At 33.1% G+C, this 20,706-nt stretch carries 21 protein-coding genes; 20 read left to right on the forward strand and 1 reads right to left on the reverse strand.

Annotation, left to right across the window (positions count from 1 at the left end; genetic code table 11):
- Nucleotides 1-5: 5 nt before the first annotated feature.
- From G0Q09_RS04580 to G0Q09_RS04605, 6 genes are all read left to right on the forward strand, one after another.
- Entirely contained in the window at nt 6-818 is an 813-nt protein-coding gene (locus G0Q09_RS04580) for a glycogen/starch synthase (protein WP_038336009.1), read from the forward strand.
- Between the two features lie 15 nt (nt 819-833).
- Nucleotides 834-2,444, forward strand: a complete 1,611-nt coding sequence (locus tag G0Q09_RS04585; RefSeq protein WP_219034119.1) for a DUF4270 family protein — start codon at nt 834-836, stop codon at nt 2,442-2,444.
- Nucleotides 2,445-2,493: 49 nt separating this feature from the next.
- Nucleotides 2,494-4,341, forward strand: coding sequence for a glutamine--fructose-6-phosphate transaminase (isomerizing) (gene glmS, locus G0Q09_RS04590; RefSeq protein WP_219034120.1), 1,848 nt, complete (start codon nt 2,494-2,496; stop codon nt 4,339-4,341).
- Between the two features lie 103 nt (nt 4,342-4,444).
- Complete coding sequence (locus G0Q09_RS04595; RefSeq protein WP_219034121.1) at nt 4,445-5,032, forward strand: riboflavin synthase; 588 nt, start codon at nt 4,445-4,447, stop codon at nt 5,030-5,032.
- A gap of 1 nt (nt 5,033) precedes the next feature.
- Nucleotides 5,034-6,482, forward strand: coding sequence for an ATP-binding protein (locus G0Q09_RS04600; RefSeq protein WP_257468059.1), 1,449 nt, complete (start codon nt 5,034-5,036; stop codon nt 6,480-6,482).
- Between the two features lie 49 nt (nt 6,483-6,531).
- Nucleotides 6,532-7,182 (forward strand): tRNA1(Val) (adenine(37)-N6)-methyltransferase, encoded by a 651-nt coding sequence (locus G0Q09_RS04605; protein WP_257468060.1) that lies wholly within the window; start codon nt 6,532-6,534, stop codon nt 7,180-7,182.
- A gap of 194 nt (nt 7,183-7,376) precedes the next feature.
- On the opposite strand, the gene pckA is transcribed toward G0Q09_RS04605, so the two are convergent.
- Nucleotides 7,377-8,948, reverse strand: a complete 1,572-nt coding sequence (gene pckA, locus G0Q09_RS04610; RefSeq protein ID WP_219034123.1) for a phosphoenolpyruvate carboxykinase (ATP) — start codon at nt 8,946-8,948, stop codon at nt 7,377-7,379.
- A gap of 229 nt (nt 8,949-9,177) precedes the next feature.
- On the opposite strand from pckA, the gene G0Q09_RS04615 reads away from it, so the two are divergent.
- The 14 genes from G0Q09_RS04615 (at nt 9,178) to G0Q09_RS04680 (ending at nt 20,540) form a co-directional block, all read left to right on the forward strand.
- Complete coding sequence (locus G0Q09_RS04615; RefSeq protein ID WP_038336002.1) at nt 9,178-9,414, forward strand: acyl carrier protein; 237 nt, start codon at nt 9,178-9,180, stop codon at nt 9,412-9,414.
- A 13-nt stretch (nt 9,415-9,427) separates the two neighbouring features.
- Nucleotides 9,428-10,681: a beta-ketoacyl-ACP synthase II gene (fabF, locus tag G0Q09_RS04620; protein ID WP_219034124.1), complete on the forward strand. Its 1,254-nt coding sequence runs from the start codon at nt 9,428-9,430 to the stop codon at nt 10,679-10,681.
- On the forward strand, nt 10,681-11,433 hold the full coding sequence (gene rnc / locus G0Q09_RS04625; RefSeq protein ID WP_219034125.1) for a ribonuclease III: 753 nt from the start codon (nt 10,681-10,683) through the stop codon (nt 11,431-11,433). The genes fabF and rnc overlap by 1 nt, the downstream gene beginning before the upstream one ends.
- A 4-nt stretch (nt 11,434-11,437) precedes the next feature.
- Nucleotides 11,438-11,896: an IPExxxVDY family protein gene (locus G0Q09_RS04630; protein WP_219034126.1), complete on the forward strand. Its 459-nt coding sequence runs from the start codon at nt 11,438-11,440 to the stop codon at nt 11,894-11,896.
- 32 nt (nt 11,897-11,928) lie between these two features.
- Entirely contained in the window at nt 11,929-13,371 is a 1,443-nt protein-coding gene (gene pyk, locus G0Q09_RS04635) for a pyruvate kinase (protein WP_219034127.1), read from the forward strand.
- 129 nt (nt 13,372-13,500) lie between these two features.
- The gene (locus G0Q09_RS04640; protein WP_219034128.1) at nt 13,501-14,493 is read left to right on the forward strand and encodes a mannose-1-phosphate guanylyltransferase; all 993 of its coding nucleotides are present in this window, start codon (nt 13,501-13,503) and stop codon (nt 14,491-14,493) included.
- Nucleotides 14,494-14,594: 101 nt separating this feature from the next.
- The gene (locus tag G0Q09_RS04645; RefSeq protein WP_114998507.1) at nt 14,595-15,014 is read left to right on the forward strand and encodes an adenylyltransferase/cytidyltransferase family protein; all 420 of its coding nucleotides are present in this window, start codon (nt 14,595-14,597) and stop codon (nt 15,012-15,014) included.
- Entirely contained in the window at nt 15,014-16,030 is a 1,017-nt protein-coding gene (locus G0Q09_RS04650; RefSeq protein ID WP_219034129.1) for an NAD-dependent epimerase/dehydratase family protein, read from the forward strand. Before G0Q09_RS04645 ends, G0Q09_RS04650 begins: the two co-directional genes overlap by 1 nt.
- Complete coding sequence (locus tag G0Q09_RS04655) at nt 16,030-17,373, forward strand: nucleotide sugar dehydrogenase (protein WP_219034130.1); 1,344 nt, start codon at nt 16,030-16,032, stop codon at nt 17,371-17,373. The genes G0Q09_RS04650 and G0Q09_RS04655 overlap by 1 nt, the downstream gene beginning before the upstream one ends.
- Nucleotides 17,374-17,377: 4 nt before the next feature.
- A complete protein-coding gene (gene rfbB, locus G0Q09_RS04660; protein ID WP_219034131.1) occupies nt 17,378-18,424 on the forward strand; it encodes a dTDP-glucose 4,6-dehydratase in 1,047 nt (348 codons plus the stop codon).
- Between the two features lie 132 nt (nt 18,425-18,556).
- Nucleotides 18,557-18,904 carry a four helix bundle protein gene (locus G0Q09_RS04665; protein WP_219034132.1) on the forward strand — a complete coding sequence of 116 codons (348 nt, stop codon included), beginning with the start codon at nt 18,557-18,559 and terminating at the stop codon, nt 18,902-18,904.
- A gap of 54 nt (nt 18,905-18,958) precedes the next feature.
- On the forward strand, nt 18,959-19,534 hold the full coding sequence (gene rfbC, locus G0Q09_RS04670) for a dTDP-4-dehydrorhamnose 3,5-epimerase (protein WP_219034133.1): 576 nt from the start codon (nt 18,959-18,961) through the stop codon (nt 19,532-19,534).
- A gap of 270 nt (nt 19,535-19,804) precedes the next feature.
- A complete protein-coding gene (locus G0Q09_RS04675) occupies nt 19,805-20,167 on the forward strand; it encodes a four helix bundle protein (protein WP_038335987.1) in 363 nt (120 codons plus the stop codon).
- A gap of 202 nt (nt 20,168-20,369) precedes the next feature.
- Nucleotides 20,370-20,540 (forward strand): hypothetical protein, encoded by a 171-nt coding sequence (locus tag G0Q09_RS04680; protein WP_219034134.1) that lies wholly within the window; start codon nt 20,370-20,372, stop codon nt 20,538-20,540.
- Nucleotides 20,541-20,706: the final 166 nt, after the last annotated feature.

Below are 20,706 nucleotides of genomic sequence, written 5' to 3' on the forward strand. Positions count from 1 at the left end.
AAATTATGGAAGGAAAGCGCATATTGTATGTAACAACAGAAATGGTACCTTACTTTCCTGAAAATCCGATGTCTTCACAAGCATTAGATTTGCCAAAAATCATGCAAAGTAGTGGCGCAGATGTAAGAATCTTTATGCCAAGATTTGGAGCAATTAACGAAAGAAGACACCAATTACACGAAGTAATACGACTTTCAGGTATGAACATGATTATTAATGATTTGGATCAACCATTAATCATTAAAGTCGCTTCTGTTCCAGGAGAAAGACTACAAGTGTATTTTATTGATAACGAAGAATATTTCAAACGTAAAGAAGTTTATGGAGAAGATAATGGATTATTTTCTGATAACGACGAGCGTTCTATTTTCTTCGCAAAAGGAGTTTTAGAGACAGTAAAAAAATTAAACTGGAAACCAGATGTTGTTCACGTAATGGGTTGGATGTCTAGTTTAGTACCATTGTATCTAAAAAAATATTATTCTGACGATCCTTTCTTTCAAGATGCGAAAGTTGTTGTTTCTTTATTTGACAACGGATTTGAAGGAGAATTAGATAACGAATTAGTTAAAAAATTAGCTTTTGATAAGGTAGAAGCTGATGTACAAACATATTTAGAAAAACCTACACATTTGGGTATGATTCAAGCTTCTTTACAATATGCAGATGCAGTTGCGAAAGGAGAAGAGATGATTCCAGAAGATGTGAAAAACTATATCAACCAACAAAATATTCCTCTATTAGACTATTGTTCTAAAGAACAAGCAAAAGAAGTTTACAATAACTTCTATCTTGAGGAAGTAATGAACTCTAATTAAAATCTGTTTAGATTAATGAAAAAATTTTTGAATGTCCTTTCTGTGTCTGTTGCAATGATGATTGGAATGGGAGCAATTGTTTCGTGTGAGAATGAAACACTAGGATTAGATAACAATGTGATTAGAGGTGAGGCAGAAGGAAATGTAAAATCCTTAGATGTTATTGCTTTTAATGCAAATTTTGATACGCTTCGTACAGATAAATTTGTACTTCAAAATGGAGCTTTTGGTGTGTACAACGAACCAATTTTTGGTTCTACATCCTCTAAGTTTTATACACAAATTAGACCTTCGTCTATTGGTGATCAGGATTTTGGAACAGAACCTAAAGTAGATTCTGTGAATTTGGTAATTCCAGTTTATTACAACACGACTAAAGATCCAATTTCTAAAGATACGATCAATCTTTCTAAACCTGGAGAGAAACCAAAAGATACAGATACAATCCAAATTACAACAAAGTATGCAGTAGACTCTTTGTATGGGAATAAGGATTTGACAATGACGTTGAAAATTAAAGACATTAATACGGTTTTATATAAAGACACAAAATATTTTTCAACATTAAGTGGCCTTGAATCTCCAATTTCTGTTAATTCAAGAGTAATCGGAAAAGCTACAATCGGAAAAACAGTAACAGGAAAAGTTGTTAAACAAAAAACTGGAACTTCTAATATTTCTGAGGTTGTTCCTGGTTACAAAGTTTCTTTAGATCCAGATTATTTCGATGAAAAAATTATTAAAAATGCTAAAACAGGATTACTTTCTGATTACGCAACATTTATTCGTGAAAATATCAAAGGTTTAGAGTTTTCTGTAGAAGAATCAAATGGATTTATTGTCAATTTTAATCCAAATAAAATTGACTTGAATATGTATTATTCATATAAAAATCCAACTGCAAAAACAGATTCAGACACAAGTTACAAAGAACGTTTGAGTGGAACTTATGCATTTGATATGACAAATCAGTGGAATTCTGGTACTGCAAATAATGCCAATATTATTGCTTCTCAAATCGTAAATAATACAATAGGGTCTACTTATTCTACAATCAAACCTGATGAAGTGAATGGTGATGCAAGATTGTATTTAAGCGGAATGAGTGGGAATTATGCAAAATTAAAATTCAATCAAACTCAATTAGATGAATTAAAATCTGAGATGACAAAAACTAATATTGTGATTCTTGGCGCAAAATTAAAATTCTATATTGATGGTTCTACAGGTTTTCCAAAACCTCCTTATTTAGTGGCTTGGAATAATTACAAAAAAGATGATAAAGTTATAAATGAATTGTATGCAGACGTTTTAGAATTCTATAATGCATATCCTACATCAGTTCACTTTAATCCTATTGTAAAAGGAGATACGGATTATTATACAATTGATATCACGAAACATCTAAAAAGCATGTTAGAGAAAGGAAATGAGTTTAAAGATCAAACGATGTTTATTACAATGGGTAATTTTATAACATCTGTTAGTTATGCAACAACTATTAATAGTACAAATCCTTATCAAAATAATAGAGCTTATAATCCATACAGAATTGTTTTACATGGAAATAATTCGGAAGTAGCGGATAAAAAGCTAGAATTATTAGTATATTACTCTCAAAAATAGAAAATATTATATTATTTAACGCATTTAACTTAAAATACTATAAAATATTATGTGTGGAATTGTAGGATATATTGGACATCGCGAAGCGTACCCAATTATTATTAATGGACTAAAAAGACTAGAGTATCGAGGATATGATAGTGCAGGATTAGTTCTTTCTACTGGTACCGATTTTGAATTGGTAAAAACAAAAGGAAAAGTTTCTGATTTAGAAGATAAATCAGAAAATTTAGATAAAACACCTCATTTAGGAATTGGGCATACACGTTGGGCAACACATGGTGTGCCAAATGATGTAAACTCTCATCCACATATGTCTAATAATGGACGTTTGGTATTGGTTCATAACGGAATTATTGAAAATTATGAATCAATCAAACAATTATTAAAAGATAAAGGTTACGTTTTTCATAGTGATACGGATACAGAAGTTTTAGTAAACTTTATTCAATTATTTCAAGAGGAACAAAACTTAAATTTAACTGACGCAGTTCGTTTAGCTTTGAATGAAGTGATTGGAGCATATGCGATTGCAGTTTTAGACAAAGAAGAAGCAAATACAATTGTTGTAGGACGTTTAGGTTCTCCATTGGCAATTGGTATTGGAGAAAACGAATTTTTTGTAGCTTCTGATGCTTCTCCGTTTATTGAGTTTACAAAAGATGCGGTTTATTTAGAAGATGGTGATATGGCAACAATTACTTTAGACAAAGAAGTAGATGTACGTACAATCCAAAATAACGAAGCAGTTTCTTTAGATGTTCAAGAGTTACAATTAAATATTGAAGCGATTGAAAAAGGTGGTTACGAGCATTTCATGTTAAAAGAAATCAACGAACAACCTCGTTCTATTCGTGATACAATGCGTGGACGTTTATTAGTAGACGAAGGCATTATTAAAATGGCTGGTATTTGGGATCATCAAGAAAAATTCTTGAATGCAAAACGTATCATCATTGTTGCTTGTGGAACTTCTTACCATGCAGGTTTGGTTGCAGAATACATGATCGAAGATTTCGCTCGTATTCCTGTAGAAGTAGAATATGCATCTGAGTTCCGTTACCGCAATCCAATCATCAATAAACACGATGTCGTGATTGCAATTTCTCAATCTGGAGAAACAGCAGATACATTGGCAGCACTTAAATTAGCAAAAGAAAATGGTGCATTTATCTTTGGAATTAACAATGTTGTAGGTTCTTCTATTGCTCGTATTACAGATGCTGGTGCCTATACACATGCGGGACCAGAAATTGGTGTTGCATCAACAAAAGCATTTACAGCTCAGTTAACAATTTTAGCATTGATTGCCTTAAAATTAGGTAAACAAAACGGTGAATTATCAACAGAGAAATTTACATTGTTAACACGAGAATTAGAGCGTATCCCAGAATTAGTTCAACAAATTTTAGACAACTGTGAAGGTGTAATTGATCAAATTGCTGATAAATACAAAGATAACAGAAATGCAATTTATTTAGGACGTGGATACAACTATCCATCAGCTTTAGAAGGTGCATTAAAATTAAAAGAGATTTCATATATCCACGCAGAGGGTTATCCAGCGGCAGAAATGAAGCACGGACCAATTGCATTATTGGACGAAAATATGCCTGTTATTGTTATTGCAATGAAAAAAGGTTATTACGAGAAAGTAGTTTCTAACATTCAAGAAATTAAATCTCGTAGCGCTAAAGTAATTGCAATTGTTAATGATGGTGATGAGCAAGTAACTGCTATGGCAGATGATTACGTAGTAATCCCAGAAACTGCAGAAGAATTCTCTCCAATCCTAACAGCTATTCCATTACAATTATTATCGTACTGGATTGCTGTTAAATTAGGTAAGAATGTAGATCAGCCTCGTAACTTGGCAAAATCTGTTACTGTAGAGTAAAAATTATTACAGAGATAATATATTTAAGGGATGATGTTTTAAAATCATCCCTTTTTCATTTTATAAGTTTAAATTAATTATTAATTTCACCAAAAATAACATCATGTTTACAGGAATCGTAGAAGGAGTAGGAAAGCTTATAAAAGCAGAGAAAGAGCAATCTAATTTACATTTATGGATTGAAGCTGATTTTTGTGATGAATTAAAAATTGATCAAAGTGTTGCTCACAATGGAGTGTGTTTAACAGTTGTTGATTTCAAATATGGTCTTTACAAAGTCACTGCTATAGAGGAAACCTTACAAAAAACAAATTTTAACACTTTAAAAGAAGGTGATTTGATCAATTTAGAACGATGTTTGCAGTTCAATGGTCGTATCGATGGTCATATTGTTCAAGGACATGTTGATCAAACTGGAAAAATTGTTTCGATAGAAAACCAAAATGGTAGCTTTTTTGTTACAGTAGAATATGATGAAGCATCGTCTGGAAATGTTACAGTAGAAAAAGGTTCGATTTGTCTTAACGGAATTAGTTTAACAGTTGTTGACAGTAAAGTAGGGCAGTTTTCGGTTGCAATTATTCCATATACTTGGGAGTTTACAAACCTTAATCAAGTGAAAGTTGGCGATACAATGAATTTAGAATTTGATATCTTAGGAAAATACGTCAAAAGATTATTCCAAAAATAAAATGATTAGAAAAAAAAATAACCTATCGCTACCCGTTCGTATTATCATTTATATGGTAACGATTTTGTTATTTACAGCAGGAGCTATCTTGCTGATTACTGCCAATCATTTCAATGCACAAACTAAACAATATCACGAAGATATTCTCAAACGAAAAGTTAGAGCGGTAGAATCTGCGATAGATTATGAAATGGATAATTATCCTGGAATTGCAACCCAAGATAATATTCATGAGATTTTAGAAGATGGTTTTCTTCGCATCGGTGATATTAATAAAACCGATATTGTAATTTATGATTTACGTGGTAATAAAATTTTAACCACTCAGCCGGTTTCAACGACTTATAATGTTTTGCCTCAAAAAATATTAGACAAACTACAAAAGTCAAATGATTTTATTGTAACGAATAAAGATACAGCTGACGACAATAATGTTTATTCGTCTTATAGTAATATCAAAAATTATTACAACGAAAATATTGCTGTTCTCTGTCTACCTTATCAATCTAACCAAGATTTTTTACAGCAAGACATGTTTACCTTAATTGGTAGTTATGGATTAGCTTTTGGAGTTATTCTTTTGTTTGGAACGTTAGCGGTTTATTTTGTTACAAAACGTACGCTGAATAAACTTTGGTCATTTGCAGATCGTATTCGCGAAACAGAAGTTATTGTAAACAATATGCCGATTCGTTACGATGGTAACGATGAAATAAAGGTTCTGGTAGATTCTTATAATGATATGTTGTACCGATTGCGGGAACAATCAGATTTATTAGCTAAGCAAGAACGTGAAGAAGCATGGCGAGATTTTGCGAAACAAGTTGCGCATGAAGTCAAGAATCCATTAACACCAATGCGATTAATGCTACAGAATTTTATGCGAAAATTTGATGTAAATGATCCAAATCTTGAAGAAAAAACAATGAGAACTGGTAATATTTTATTGCAACAAATTGATACCATTTCTGCGATTGCCGAAGCTTTTTCAGATTTTGCTAAAATGCCTTCTCGTAAAGATGAAAAAATTGATGTAGTTGATGTTATCAAAAATACCCTTTTTGTATTTCCAATGGAGTTCATCGAATTTAATTATTCTCCAAACATCATCATGATGCGTTTTGATAAACAATATTTGAATCGAATTATTACAAATATTACAAAAAATGCGTTTCAATCTATTCCACAATCTCGTATTGCGAAAGTTAAAGTAGATGTGTTTTTAGTAGGAGGTTTCTTACATCTAACCATTCAAGATAATGGGGATGGAATTCCTGTCGAATCGCAAGATTCTATTTTTGTTCCAAAGTTTACAACAAAGAATAGTGGAATGGGAATTGGTTTGCCAATGGTGAAAAAAATTATTGACGATTATGATGGAACCATTCGTTTCGAAACCGAAATTTCTGTCGGTACAACATTCTACATTTTGATTCCTTACAATGAATAGAAAACCTTTTCGATTCAAACAATTCGAAATTTTTCAAGATAAAACCGCAATGAAAGTAGGCACAGATGGTGTTTTACTTGGCGCTTGGGCTGATTTAAAAAGTGGAAATACTATTTTAGACATTGGTACAGGAACTGGATTAATTTCGTTGATGTTAGCGCAACGTTTTCCTCTTTCTATGATTGAGGCAATAGAAATTGATAACGATGCTTTTTTACAAGCAAAAGAAAATTTCGAGAATGCATCTTTTTCAGATCGATTAACCATTTTTAATTCATCGCTTCAAGATTATTCAACCAATAAAAAATATGATTTGATTGTCAGTAATCCACCTTTTTTTACGGTGAATGATACGGTTGATTTTGATGCGCGTAAACAAGCACGCCAGCAAGAAACGTTGACTTTCGAAGAATTAATAAAAAAAACTGCTGAATTACTACATAAAGACGGATTAGCGAGTTTTATAATTCCATACGATCAAATGGGTGATTTTTGTATGATAGCGGCTCAAAACGCTTTAAAACTATCTAGAGTCGTTTGTATCAAAGGGAATTCGACAACGGTAACAAAACGTGTGTTGTTAGAATTTAGTTTTCATGAAAAAGAAGTAGAAGAAAAAGAATTAATCATCGAAGTCGATCGCCATCAGTACACAGAAGATTATATTCAGTTGACAAAGGATTTTTACTTGAAAATGTAATTTTCATCAAAGATGAAAAACGATGAGTAAACTACTGATTTTGATGTCAAATAGAAAATTGTATTTCTATGCATCTATGTAAAGATTTATTCAACATTTAAAAACATAAAAAAACCGAGCAATTTGCTCGGTTTTATATTTATTTCTGATTTTCAAAATGAGTTAAAAACTTAATCTTAACCTCAATCTTATCCTTAAATCGTTGGTCCACCAGCTAATAAATCAGCCGTTGCAAACTCTTCAAATTTCTTGAAGTTCGCTTTAAATTTATCGGCTAATTCTTTTGCATTTGCTTCGTATGCTGCTGTAGAATCAAAAGAAGTAGCTGGACTTAATTTTTCTGAAGCAACACCTTCGATTGCAACTGGAACTTCAAATCCAAAATAAGGATCTTTTTTGAATTCTACGTTGTCTAAATCTCCATTTAAAGCTGCATTGATAACGGCGCGAGTGTCTTTTAAAGACATACGCTCTTTTTTACCATTCCAACCTGTGTTGATTAACCAAACATTTACACCAGTTTTTTCAACTTTATCGCTCAACATTTCAGCATATTTAGTTGGGTGTAACGGCATAAATGGCGCACCAAAACATGTAGAGAATGTAGTTTGAGGTTCTGTAACACCAGCTTCTGTACCAGCAACTTTAGATGTATATCCTGAGATAAATAAGTAAGCTGCTTGATCTGGGTTTAATTTTGCAATTGGAGGGAAAACTCCGTAAGCATCAAACGATAAGAAGAAAATGTTTTTAGGATTTTTTCCTACAGATGGAACGGCAATATTTTCGATATAATCAATTGGATAAGAAACACGTGTGTTTTCTGTGATAGATGTATCCGTAAAATCAACCTCGTTAGTCCCTGGAATTAATTTACAGTTTTCTAATAAAGCTCCATCTTTGATTGCAGCAAAAATTTCTGGCTCACCTTCTGGAGATAAGTTAATTACTTTTGCATAACAACCACCTTCAAAATTGAAAACAGTGTTATCTTCTGTCCATCCATGTTCGTCATCACCAATCAAACGTCTGTTTTTATCTGCTGATAAAGTTGTTTTTCCTGTTCCAGATAAACCAAAGAACATTGCTGTATCTCCGTTTTCACCTGAGTTAGCAGAACAGTGCATTGGTAAAGTATTTCTGAATACTGGCATGATGAAGTTTAAGGCAGAGAAAATACCTTTTTTCATTTCTCCTGTATAACCAGTTCCACCGTTTAAAACAATTTTACGTTTAAAATTTAAGATAGAGAAATTGTGTTGTCTTGTACCATCTTCATTAGCATCTGCAACAAAAGTTGGCGCATTGATAATTGTCCATTCAGCATCACCAAAGTTTTTTAATTCTTCCTCCGTTGGACGAATAAACATGTTATAGATAAATAAATTAGCCGCAGGAGTTTCTGTAATTGCTCTAATTTTTGTTTTGTAAGCATCATCAGCACAAGCAAAAGCATCACGTACATAAATTTCGCGGTTGCTTAAATGCTCAACAACTTTATCGTATAAAGCGTCAAATTTATCAGAATCGAAAGGAATATTGATGTTTCCATCCCACCAAACGTTTTCTGCAGTGATTTCGTCTTTAACAATAAAACGATCTTTAGGAGAACGTCCTGTAAATTCTCCGGTTAACATATTTACTGCTCCAGAAGATGTAATTTCTCCCTGTCCTAATTCTATCATTTTCTCTGTAAGCTCTTCAGGAGATAATTGATAGTTAATTTTGGAATTTTTTATTCCGTAAGATGCCAATTCTATGCTCATTTTTGTGATTTTTAAAGTATTTTTAAAATTTTAAAGGTAAAAACTTTGTACAAAGTTACAATAAAAAGAAGCGTGAAAAATTTGACTTATGTCATTCACTTAAACGTTTTCGTGCATGTTTATTCACCATATATTTCCAAGTTCTTATGCGTGCATATAAAAAAAAGCTTGTATTTAATATAAGTTTTATATTTTTGCACTAGTTTACAACAATTAAAATTAGAAAATTATGTCTGACATTACATCAAGAGTGAAAGCGATTATCGTAGATAAATTAGGAGTTGACGAAAGCGAAGTTACGCTAGAAGCAAGTTTCACTAACGATTTAGGAGCTGATTCATTAGACACAGTAGAATTAATCATGGAATTCGAAAAAGAATTTGATATCCAAATTCCAGACGATCAAGCAGAAAAAATTTCAACTGTAGGTCAAGCTGTAACATACATCGAAGACTTAAACAAGTAATAGTTCCTATTTTATGGAATTAAAAAGAGTAGTAGTAACAGGTTTAGGCGCGCTAACACCAATCGGAAATTCATACCAAGAATACTGGAATGGATTAGTGAATGGTGTAAGTGGCGCTGCGCCTATTACGCTTTTTGACGCAACTCTTTTTAAGACACAATTTGCTTGTGAGATCAAGAACTTCAATATCGAAGATCATTTTGATCGTAAAGAGGCAAGAAAAATTGACCGTTGTGCCCAATTGGGAATTATTGCAGCTAGAGAAGCAATAAAACACAGTGGAATCTTAGAAGATACAAATGTAAACAAAGAGCGTATCGGCGTTATATGGGGATCTGGTATCGGTGGAATTAAAACGTTTGAAGAAGAAGTTTCGAATTACGCAACAGGAAATGGAACACCACGTTTCAATCCTTTCTTTATCCCTAAGATGATTGCAGATATCACGCCTGGTCATATTTCAATGGAATTTGGTCTTATGGGACCTAATTATACAACTGTTTCGGCATGTGCCTCTTCAACAAATGCAATTATTGACGCTTATATGTTATTAAGACTTGGAAAAGCTGAAGCAATTGTAACAGGAGGTTCAGAAGCTGCGATTACAGCATCAAGTATTGGAGGTTTCAATGCATTACATGCGTTATCTACACGAAATGATGATCCACAAACTGCTTCAAGACCATTCGACAAAGACCGTGACGGTTTTGTAATGGGAGAAGGAGCTGGATGTATTGTTTTAGAAGAGTACGAACATGCTATTGCGCGTGGAGCTACCATTTATGCAGAATTAGTAGGAACAGGAATGACAGCAGATGCTCACCATATTACAGCTCCACATCCCGAAGGATTAGGCGCATTAAATGTGATGAGAGAGGCTTTATTAGATGCCAATATCAGCGTAGAAGACGTGGATCATATCAATATGCACGGAACATCTACACCATTAGGTGATATTGCAGAATCTAAAGCAATTCAAAAATTATTTGGAGAACATGCTTATAATATTCAAATCAATTCAACAAAATCTATGACTGGTCACTTATTAGGTGGTGCAGGGATTGTTGAAGCGATTTCGGCTATTGGAGCAATCAATAACAGTATCGTTCCACCAACAATTAATCATTTTACGGATGATGAGAATCTTGATCCTAAAATCGATTATACATTTAACAAAGCAAAAGAGAAAAATGTAGATTATGCATTGAGTAATACTTTTGGTTTCGGTGGTCACAATGCTTGTGTGATATTTAAGAAGTATAAGTAATGTCTTTCTTAAAAAAATTATTTTCTTTTAAAAATCATCGTGATGATTCAAATTCATCTGATCCTTTTTTGAAATTTTTGAAGTCGATTTTGGGTTATACTCCTCGCAATGTTGAGGTTTTTAAAGAAGCATTTACCCACAGATCTGCACAGAAAAAAGATGAAAATGGAAACAGTATAAACTTTGAAAGATTAGAGTTTTTAGGAGATGCATTACTTGGTGCTTCTGCAGCAATGTACTTATACTACAAAGCGCCCGATCAACAAGAAGGTTATTTGACAAAAATGCGCTCTAAAATTGTTTCGCGTAAACAATTGAATGCCGTTTCCAAACAACTTGGCTTGTTAGATTATTTGGATCCAATGAACAATCACAACAATTTAGGTGAAGATGTAAATGGTGATATGTTGGAGGCGTTGGTTGGTGCAATTTATGTTGATGGAGGTATAGCTGCAGTACAAAAATTTATTCAAGTCAAAATTATTGACCCTTATGCGGATTTAGATCGTTTGGAGCACACGATTACAAGTCACAAATCGTTGATTTTGGAATGGAGTCAAAAAACGAGAAATACGATAAGATTCAATACATTTGAGGAGCAAAACGCAGAAGATTTGCAAGTTTTTGTGTCCGTTATTCGTCTCAATGATAAAGTCATCTCGAAAGGGAGAGGAACTTCTAAAAAGAAAGCGGAAGAAAGCGCAGCAAAACGCGCCTATTATTCGCTACAAAAGAAAATAGAAAAAGTTTAGAAACATGGCAGAATTACTCTTATATGATGATTGGATAGATTTTCATCTCATAGGCGTAAATTCTAGTTTTAACACTTCTACACAATTTATTTTCCATCTCAACTCTACTTTTGATACGCGTTTTGAGCGTATTCACGATTTGGATATTCGGTTAGATGAGCACACTTATTTTTTCGAAACCTATCAATGGTTAGATGAAGCAAATAAAATAGATTATCATATCATTAAAAATACTCCAAATCAATACGATTTTAAAAAAAATGAAGTAGATTTATCAAATCTTTTCAAAGGGAGCGTTATTCTTGTGCCAAATTACAAGGATTGCAACTATGTTGTAAAAATCTCTGGTTGGGAAGATGAACTACAATATCTTCAACTACCATTTGTAGAAAAAGATTTTATAAAAACGATCAAAAAAATAGATATCGATTTGATTAGCAATGCAGATCAATTGGTTTTCTAACAAAATATTGTGCATAAAAAAAGGGAAAAATTATGATTTACGATAGACAATATCTTAAAAAGACAAAAATTGTTGCGACTTTAGGTCCGGCAACCGATAGTCCAGAGATTTTATTAGAAATGATGAGAAAAGGAACAGATGTGTTCCGTATCAACTTTTCGCACGCAGACTATGCGGATGTGAAACGTAAGATTGAAACAATTCATCAATTAAATAACGATCATGGCTACAATACAGCAATTTTAGCAGATTTACAAGGTCCTAAATTGCGTATTGGAAAAATGGAACACGAAGATTTTATCATCAATCCAGGAGATATTTTAACTTTCACAAACGAAGATGTTGTAGGAACGAAAGAAAAAGTTTTTATGACGTACAAAAAGTTTGCGCAAGATGTGCAAGTGGGAGAAAATATTTTGATTGATGACGGAAAATTAATCTTCAAAGTAATCGAGACAAACGGAACAGATACTGTAAAAGCAGAAACGATTCAAGGTGGTCCATTACGTTCTAAAAAAGGAGTTAACTTACCAAATACAAATATTTCTTTACCAGCTTTAACAGAAAAAGATAAAGAAGATGCAAAATTCGCAATCGAAAATCGTGTAGATTGGTTTGCATTATCTTTCGTTCGTTCTGGACAAGATGTAAAAGATTTATCAGAATTTATCAAAGAAAATGGAACATTAAAAATTCCAATTATCTCTAAAATTGAAAAACCAGAAGCATTAGAAAATATCGATGATATTTTAGAATTTTCGGATGGATTAATGGTTGCTCGTGGAGATTTAGGTGTTGAGGTTCCGTTTGAAATCGTTCCAAAAGCGCAAAAACAATTAATTGACAAAGCGAAATTAGCGCGTAAGCCAGTTATTGTTGCAACACAAATGATGGAAACAATGATTTCGAGTTTAACACCAACTCGTGCGGAAGTTTCTGACGTTGCAAATGCGGTTTTTGATGGAGCAGATGCGGTAATGTTATCTGGAGAAACTTCTGTAGGGCAATATCCTGTACAAGTTATCGAGAAAATGACGAAGATTCTTCAAACAGTCGAAGATGATGAGCACGTACATGTACCAGAACACAAACCAAAGATCAAAAACGAACGTTTCGTAACCGATATGGTTTGTTACAATGCAGCTAAAATGGCAGAAGATACAGGAGCGAAAGCAATTGCCACGTTGACGTATTCTGGTTATACCGCTTTCCAAATTTCATCACATCGTCCAAATTCATTTATTTTGGTTTTCAATCCAAGTAAACGTATTAACCGTATGTTGAACCTATTATGGGGAGTAAAAGCAATCAATTACGATCCTCGCGATACATCTACGGATCAAACGGTAACTGAAGTAAATATCTTGGCGAAAAATGCGGGTTATGTAGAATATGGTGATTATATCATCAATCTGAATGCAATGCCAGCATTTGAGAAAGGAATTACCAATACATTACGTATTTCGATGATATAATAAAATCAATACTAATACTTTAAAGCGTTCAATTTTGAACGCTTTTTTTGTGTTTAAAAGAAAAATCATAATAGAATGCGATGATATAGTAGTTTTTAATAACTTTACAAGTTCGAATTAGAAGAATTTATGTGTATTTATAACGTGATATTATCTGGAGGAGTAGGAAGTCGTTTATGGCCACTTTCTCGTAAAAGTCATCCAAAACAATATTTACCTTTGTTTAATGAGCAATCATTATTTGAGTTAACGATTCAACGTAATCGTCCAATTGCTGATAAATTAATGGTGATTGGGAATAAAGATAATGACCATTTAAGTCAAGAAGTACTTGATAAAATGAATGTTGAATACACGAAAATTGTAGAAGCTGTTCCACGTAATACTGCAGCGGCAATTGCATTTGCAGCTTTAGCAGTTGAGGATGATGATATTCTAATTGTGACACCATCTGATCATTTGATTGAAGATATGGAAGCCTATCAAGAAGCGATGAATAGAGCAATCGAATTAGCACAAAATGACTATATTGTCACATTTGGTGTGCATCCAACTCGTCCAGAAACAGGTTATGGCTATATTGAGCACAAAGAAGACACTGTGTTATCGTTTCGCGAAAAACCAAATCATATTACGGCGCAAGATTTTATCGAGCAAGGTAATTTTTTGTGGAACAGTGGAATGTTTTGTTTCAAAGCACGTGTCTTATTGAAAGAACTAAAGAAATTTGAGAAAGAAATTTACGAAGCTTCAAAAATTGCTTGGTCTGAAAATATCAACGGAGAGTTGAACGAAGAACTTTCAATGAATATTCCATCAAATAGTATCGATTATGCTGTAATGGAACGAAGCAAGAAGATAAAAGTAGTTCCAGCAAAATTTGTTTGGAATGATTTAGGTTCTTTCGAATCCTTGTATGATTATTTTGTGATGAACGGACATTATGTCGATCGTAATGGAAACATGGTGATTGGAACAGATGTGTATACTTCTTTTGTCGGTTTGCAAAACACTATTTTTGTGAATACCCCAACCGCGAATTTAATTCTACAAAAAGAATATTCACAGGAAGTAAAGAATGTTTATACGCATTTAGAAAAAAGAAATTCTGAATTAATTTAAATACCTAGCACTCGATTTGAGTGCTTTTTTTATGTCAAAAAAGCTTAAAATTAATTCAATATAAATCCTTAAATTTGTTGCTCCAACAATAGTATTATAAAATGACAACGGGAATTACATTCGGTATATTTGACTTGCTTCATGCAGGTCATGTGATGATGCTCGAAGAAGCCAAAAGACAATGCGACTACTTAATTGTAGGGCTTAATACAGATCCTGCAAGTGTAGATCCTTCAAAAAATAGTCCTACGCAATCCATCGTAGAGCGTTATATTCAATTAGAAGGTTGTCGATATGTCGACGAAATCATTCCCTACGAAACCGAACAAGATTTGTTTGATATGCTAAGTGCTTTACCAATAAATGTTAGAGTTATTGGCGAAGAATACCGAAATATCGACTTTACGGGAAAACAATATTGTTTAGATAATAATATTCAAATTTACTACAACAAGCGTACACATCGCTTCTCTAGTTCTGGATTAAGAAAAGTAGTTGCGACTTCTGAAAAGGAGAAATAATGAAAACAGTATTAATAACTGGTGTAGCTGGTTTTATAGGTTACCATTTAGCTGAAAAATTAATCGTAAAAAATATCAAAGTTGTTGGAATTGATAATATTAACGATTATTACACTGTTCAGTTAAAATATGATCGATTAAAAGAATTAGGAATCAATCAAGAATTTGCTTCAAATTTTGGTCAGAAAGTTCTTTCTTCTAAACATGAAGAAAAGATGATTTTCTATCGAATGAATTTAGAAGATAAAGAGTCATTGGCTCAACTTTTTAAAGAATATTCGTTTGATGCGGTTGTTAATATGGCAGCTCAGGCTGGTGTTCGTTATAGTATCGAAAATCCTGATGCCTATGGACAAAGTAATTTGGTCGGTTTTCTAAATATTTTAGAATGTTGCCGAAATTATAACGTCAAAAAATTATTGTACGCAAGTAGTTCAAGTATCTACGGAAACTCTTCAGATGTTCCTTTTTCAACAAATCAAAACGTTGATCATCCTATTAGTTTATACGCAGCTACTAAAAAAGCAAACGAGCTAATGGCGCATGCGTATAGTCATTTATACAATTTCCAAACGATAGGTTTGCGCTTTTTCACGGTTTATGGACCTTGGGGACGACCAGATATGGCCATGTTTTTGTTTACAGATGCAATCTTAAATCATCAACCTCTAAAAGTGTTTAATAACGGTGATTTATCACGAGATTTTACGTACATTGATGATATTATTCAAGGAATTGATAAAATACTTGAAGATCAAACAATAAAAAAAAATTACCAATTATACAATATAGGAAATAGTAGGCCTGTTCAATTAATGGATTTTATCAAAGAAGTTGAGCATTCGACAGGTGAAAAAGCTATTTTAGAAATGTATCCGATGCAAGCAGGAGATGTCAATCAAACATGGGCAGATGTCCAAGAGTTGAAAGATAAATTTGGCTATAACCCAAATTATCCTGTTGACAAAGGAGTGTATAACTTTGTACAATGGTACAGAAAATATTATAAGAAATAATGAATCAACAACATAAAATAGCGGTGATCGGTTTAGGTTACGTAGGTCTACCTTTGGCTCGATTATTTGCAACAAAATACCCTGTTGTTGGGTTTGATATCAATCAGAAACGTATTACTGAATTAAATAATGGAATTGATTCAACTTTAGAAGTTGAAAATAATGTTCTACAAAATGTTTTAGTTAAACAAAACCCTTTTTATTCTCATTCTGATCTTGTCGAAGAATCTCAAAACGGATTGTTTTGCTCTTCGAATACAGAAGATATTCAGGAAGCAACAATTTTTATTGTAACGGTTCCAACTCCTGTAGATAAAAATAATAGACCTGATTTAACGCCGCTTAAAAAGTCTTCAGAAACGGTAGGTAAAGTTTTAAAACCAAATGATATTGTTATTTACGAATCTACGGTTTATCCAGGTGTGACAGAAGAAGAATGTATTCCAGTATTGGAACATTCTTCGGGATTGAAGTTTAACCAAGATTTTTATGCGGGATATTCGCCAGAGCGAATTAATCCAGGAGATAAAAAACATACGGTTGATAAAATTTTAAAAGTAACCTCAGGTTCAACTCCAGAAATTGGAAAAATTATTGACGATTTATATAAATCAGTAATTGTTGCTGGGACGCATTTAGCACCGACAATCAAGGTTGCAGAAGCATCGAAAGTGATCGAAAATTCGCAGCGTGATATCAATATTGCGTTTATCAATGAGTTATCGAAGATTTTTTCGCTAATGGATATTGATACCAATGATGTGTTGGAAGCTGCAGGAACAAAATGGAATTTTTTACCATTCAAACCAGGTCTTGTTGGAGGACATTGTATTGGGGTTGATCCATTTTATTTGGCTCAAAAAGCACAGGAAATTGGTTATTATTCTGAATTAATTTTAGCAGCAAGACGATTAAACGATTCAATGGGAGCGTTTGTAGCTTCTCAGGTTGTTAAATTGTTAATAAATAACGACATCAAAGTAAAGGGCGCAAAAATTCTAAATTTAGGAATTACCTTTAAAGAAAATTGCCCTGATATTCGTAATTCGAAAGCAATTGACGTGATTCATGCATTAGAAGAATATGGAATCGAAGTAACAACGTTAGACCCTTGGGCTAACCCAGATGAGGTAAACCATGAATACGGAATAACTTTTTGTAATACATTGGATCAGGTTTTCCAGTTCACCAATTCACAAGTTCACCAATTCGACGCCATTATTTTGACAGTATCACACAATGAATTTTTAAATCTTCAGTTAACTGATTATTTAAAAGAAAACGGAGTGATTTATGATGTAAAAGGGGCTTTGCCTAAAGAAGAAGTTGATAAACGACTATAATACTATGAAAACTATTTTAATTACAGGTGGAGCTGGATTTATCGGTTCTCATGTTGTAAGAGAATTTGTCTTAAACTATCCTGAAACGAAAATCATCAACCTTGATGCGTTGACGTATGCAGGAAATTTAGAAAATTTGAAAGATATCGAAAGTAAATCAAATTACGAATTCGTAAAAGCTGATATTACGGATGCGAAACATATTTTAGAGGTTTTTGAAAAACATCAACCAGATGGAGTAATCCATTTAGCTGCCGAATCTCATGTCGATCGTTCGATTACAAATCCGTTAGATTTTGTGATGACGAATGTGATTGGTACGGTTAATCTTTTGAATGCTGCAAAAGCGATTTGGAACAATAATTTCGAAGGAAAACGTTTTCATCATGTTTCGACAGATGAGGTTTTTGGCGCTTTAGGTGATGAAGGTTTTTTTACGGAAGAAACTTCTTATGATCCGCATTCGCCCTATTCGGCTTCAAAAGCATCTTCAGATCATTTTGTGAGAGCCTATCATGACACCTATGGTTTACCAATTGTGATGACGAATTGCTCAAACAATTACGGACCAAATCATTTTCCAGAAAAATTAATTCCGTTGTGTATTCATAATATTTTGAACGGAAATCCACTTCCCATTTATGGAGATGGAAAATATACGCGCGATTGGTTGTTTGTAATCGATCATGCCAAAGCGATTGATTTAGTTTTCCATGAAGGAAAAAATGGAAGTTCTTACAATGTAGGAGGTTTCAACGAATGGAAAAACATCGATTTGGTAAAAGAATTGTGTAAACAAATGGACGAAAAATTGGGTAAAGAAGCGGGAACTTCAGAACAATTGATCACCTTTGTGAAAGATCGTCCAGGTCACGATTTACGTTACGCCATCGATGCAACAAAAATCAACGAAGAATTAGGCTGGAAACCAAGTGTGACGTTCGAACAAGGTTTGAGTCTAACAATTGATTGGTTTTTATCCAACAAAGAGTGGTTAGACAATGTAACATCTGGCGATTACAAAAATTATTACGAAAAACAGTATAAATAAGGAGAAGGTTATAAGGTTAAAAGGTTAGAGGGGTAAAAAGTTAAAATGTTATAAGATTAGAGATATTTCTTTATCCATTTAATTATTTTCCTGTTTAACGATATATTTGTTTCACTCATTTAAATAAGAATTATGGAAAGTCATAAAGATTTAAAAGTTTGGCAAGAAAGCATGAATTTAGTTGTAGAGATTTATAAAATAACGAATCATTTTCCTAAGGAAGAGCTTTATGCATTAACCAGTCAAATGAAGCGTAGTGCTTTATCTATTCCAAGTAATATTGCAGAAGGGGCTGGTAGAAATGGAAAGGCAGAGTATTGCAGGTTTTTATATATCGCCTTAGGTTCTGCAAGTGAGCTAGAAACACAAATTGAAATAGCGTACCGGTTAAATTTTATAAGTGATATAAAAAACCTAGATTCAAAAATACGATTTATCAAGAACATGCTTTCTAAATTAATTAAAAGTCTGAGTACCTAACTTTACCATTTATCTTTATAACTTTATACCCATATACCCATTTAATAATAAAATATGAAAGCAACAGAAACGAAATTAAAAGGTTGTTTTATTTTAGAACCAACTGTTTTTGAAGACACGAGAGGTTATTTCTTTGAGTCGTATAACGAAAATAAAATAGAAGAAATTTTGGGATACAAGCCAACTTTTGTTCAAGATAATCAGTCTAATTCATCTCATGGCGTTGTGCGTGGATTGCATATGCAAGCAGGGGAGCATTCGCAAGCAAAATTGGTTCGAGTTGTAGAGGGTGCAGTGATAGATGTTGCAGTTGATGTTCGTCCAGGTTCTGAAACCTATGGTCAATCAGTTGCAGTTGAATTATCTGCAGATAATAAAAGACAATTATTTATTCCGAGAGGATTTTTACATGGATTTTCAGTAATTTCTGATTCAGCTACATTTTTCTATAAATGTGACAATGGATATAATAAAGAGTCAGAAGACGGCGTTAATCCTTTAGACAGCGAACTGAATATAGATTGGCAAATTCCAACAGATAAAATGATAATCTCTGAAAAAGATCAAGAAGCACAATCGTTTGGAGAATTTAAAGTTAAGGGGTTAACAAGTGAACAAGTGAAGAAGTGAAGAGGTGAAGAAGTGAAGGAGTGAAGGAGTTACAAGTTCACACGTTTACAAGTTTACAATTTGACAAGTGAAGGAGTTAACAAGTGAACAAGTGAAGGAGTGAAGAAGTGAAGAGGTGAAGGAGTGAAGGAGTGAAGGAGTGAAGGAGTGAAGAAGTGAACAAGTGAAAGAGTTAACAAGTGAAGGAGTTACAAGTTCACACGTTTACAAGTTTACACGTTCACAAGTTTACATGATCACACGTTTACAAAATCACATAAAATACAATAGATGAAGAGCCATAAGGATTTATTAGTATATCAGAAATCATTAGATCTGGTCACAAATATTTATTCTATTACAGATTGCTTCCCAAAAGAAGAGCAATTTGGTTTGACAAACCAATTAAGAAGAGCATCAGTATCTGTCCCTTCTAATATTGCGGAAGGAGCTGGAAGAAAAAGTAAAAAAGAATTTATTCATTTTTTGTACATCGCTTTAGGCTCATTGAATGAAATTGAAACACAATTAGAAATATCTAAAAGATTAAATTATATAAGTAATTTAGATGATTTTGATACACAATTTTTACACATCAAAAGAATGCTCTTAAAATTAATCGAATCATTGAAAAGGGATATTGAAGAAGGTTAACAAGTGAAGGAGTGAAGGAGTGAAGGAGTGAAGGAGTGAAGGAGTGAAGGAGTTAACAAGTGAAGAAGTTAACAAGTGAAGGAGTTACAAGTTCACACGTTTACAAGTTTACAAGTGAAGAAGTGAAGGAGTTAACAAGTGAAGAAGTGAAGAAGTGAAGGAGTGAAAAAGTGAAGGAGTTAACAAGTGAAGAAGTTAACAAGTGAAGGAGTTACAAGTTCACACGTTCACAAGTTTACAAGTTCACAATTTGACAAGTGAAGAAGTGAAGAAGTTAACAAGTGAAGAAGTGAAGAAGCTAACAAGTTCACACGTTTACAAGTTTACAAGTGAAGAAGTGAAGGAGTTAACAAGTGAAGAAGTGAAGAAGTGAAGGAGTGAAAAAGTGAAGGAGTTAACAAGTGAAGAAGTTAACAAGTGAAGGAGTTACAAGTTCACACGTTCACAAGTTTACAAGTTCACAATTTGACAAGTGAAGAAGTGAAGAAGTTAACAAGTGAAGAAGTGAAGAAGCTAACAAGTTCACACGTTTACAAGTT

Source organism: Empedobacter falsenii (assembly GCF_019308355.1).
GTDB lineage: Bacteria > Bacteroidota > Bacteroidia > Flavobacteriales > Weeksellaceae > Empedobacter > Empedobacter falsenii_B.

What these genes read in the sequence shown, in the direction of transcription:
- G0Q09_RS04595 (WP_219034121.1), top strand. Translation starts at nt 4,445, where the DNA reads ATGTTTACAGGAATCGTAGAAGGAGTAGGAAAGCTTATAAAAGCAGAG.
- glmS (WP_219034120.1), top strand. Translation starts at nt 2,494, where the DNA reads ATGTGTGGAATTGTAGGATATATTGGACATCGCGAAGCGTACCCAATT.
- rfbC (WP_219034133.1), top strand. Translation starts at nt 18,959, where the DNA reads ATGAAAGCAACAGAAACGAAATTAAAAGGTTGTTTTATTTTAGAACCA.
- fabF (WP_219034124.1), top strand. Translation starts at nt 9,428, where the DNA reads ATGGAATTAAAAAGAGTAGTAGTAACAGGTTTAGGCGCGCTAACACCA.
- pyk (WP_219034127.1), top strand. Translation starts at nt 11,929, where the DNA reads ATGATTTACGATAGACAATATCTTAAAAAGACAAAAATTGTTGCGACT.
- G0Q09_RS04645 (WP_114998507.1), top strand. Translation starts at nt 14,595, where the DNA reads ATGACAACGGGAATTACATTCGGTATATTTGACTTGCTTCATGCAGGT.
- G0Q09_RS04675 (WP_038335987.1), top strand. Translation starts at nt 19,805, where the DNA reads ATGAAGAGCCATAAGGATTTATTAGTATATCAGAAATCATTAGATCTG.
- G0Q09_RS04665 (WP_219034132.1), top strand. Translation starts at nt 18,557, where the DNA reads ATGGAAAGTCATAAAGATTTAAAAGTTTGGCAAGAAAGCATGAATTTA.
- rnc (WP_219034125.1), top strand. Translation starts at nt 10,681, where the DNA reads ATGTCTTTCTTAAAAAAATTATTTTCTTTTAAAAATCATCGTGATGAT.
- G0Q09_RS04650 (WP_219034129.1), top strand. Translation starts at nt 15,014, where the DNA reads ATGAAAACAGTATTAATAACTGGTGTAGCTGGTTTTATAGGTTACCAT.
- G0Q09_RS04640 (WP_219034128.1), top strand. Translation starts at nt 13,501, where the DNA reads ATGTGTATTTATAACGTGATATTATCTGGAGGAGTAGGAAGTCGTTTA.
- G0Q09_RS04580 (WP_038336009.1), top strand. Translation starts at nt 6, where the DNA reads ATGGAAGGAAAGCGCATATTGTATGTAACAACAGAAATGGTACCTTAC.
- pckA (WP_219034123.1), bottom strand. Translation starts at nt 8,948, where the DNA reads ATGAGCATAGAATTGGCATCTTACGGAATAAAAAATTCCAAAATTAAC.
- G0Q09_RS04600 (WP_257468059.1), top strand. Translation starts at nt 5,034, where the DNA reads ATGATTAGAAAAAAAAATAACCTATCGCTACCCGTTCGTATTATCATT.
- G0Q09_RS04605 (WP_257468060.1), top strand. Translation starts at nt 6,532, where the DNA reads ATGAAAGTAGGCACAGATGGTGTTTTACTTGGCGCTTGGGCTGATTTA.
- G0Q09_RS04655 (WP_219034130.1), top strand. Translation starts at nt 16,030, where the DNA reads ATGAATCAACAACATAAAATAGCGGTGATCGGTTTAGGTTACGTAGGT.
- G0Q09_RS04615 (WP_038336002.1), top strand. Translation starts at nt 9,178, where the DNA reads ATGTCTGACATTACATCAAGAGTGAAAGCGATTATCGTAGATAAATTA.
- rfbB (WP_219034131.1), top strand. Translation starts at nt 17,378, where the DNA reads ATGAAAACTATTTTAATTACAGGTGGAGCTGGATTTATCGGTTCTCAT.
- G0Q09_RS04630 (WP_219034126.1), top strand. Translation starts at nt 11,438, where the DNA reads ATGGCAGAATTACTCTTATATGATGATTGGATAGATTTTCATCTCATA.
- G0Q09_RS04585 (WP_219034119.1), top strand. Translation starts at nt 834, where the DNA reads ATGAAAAAATTTTTGAATGTCCTTTCTGTGTCTGTTGCAATGATGATT.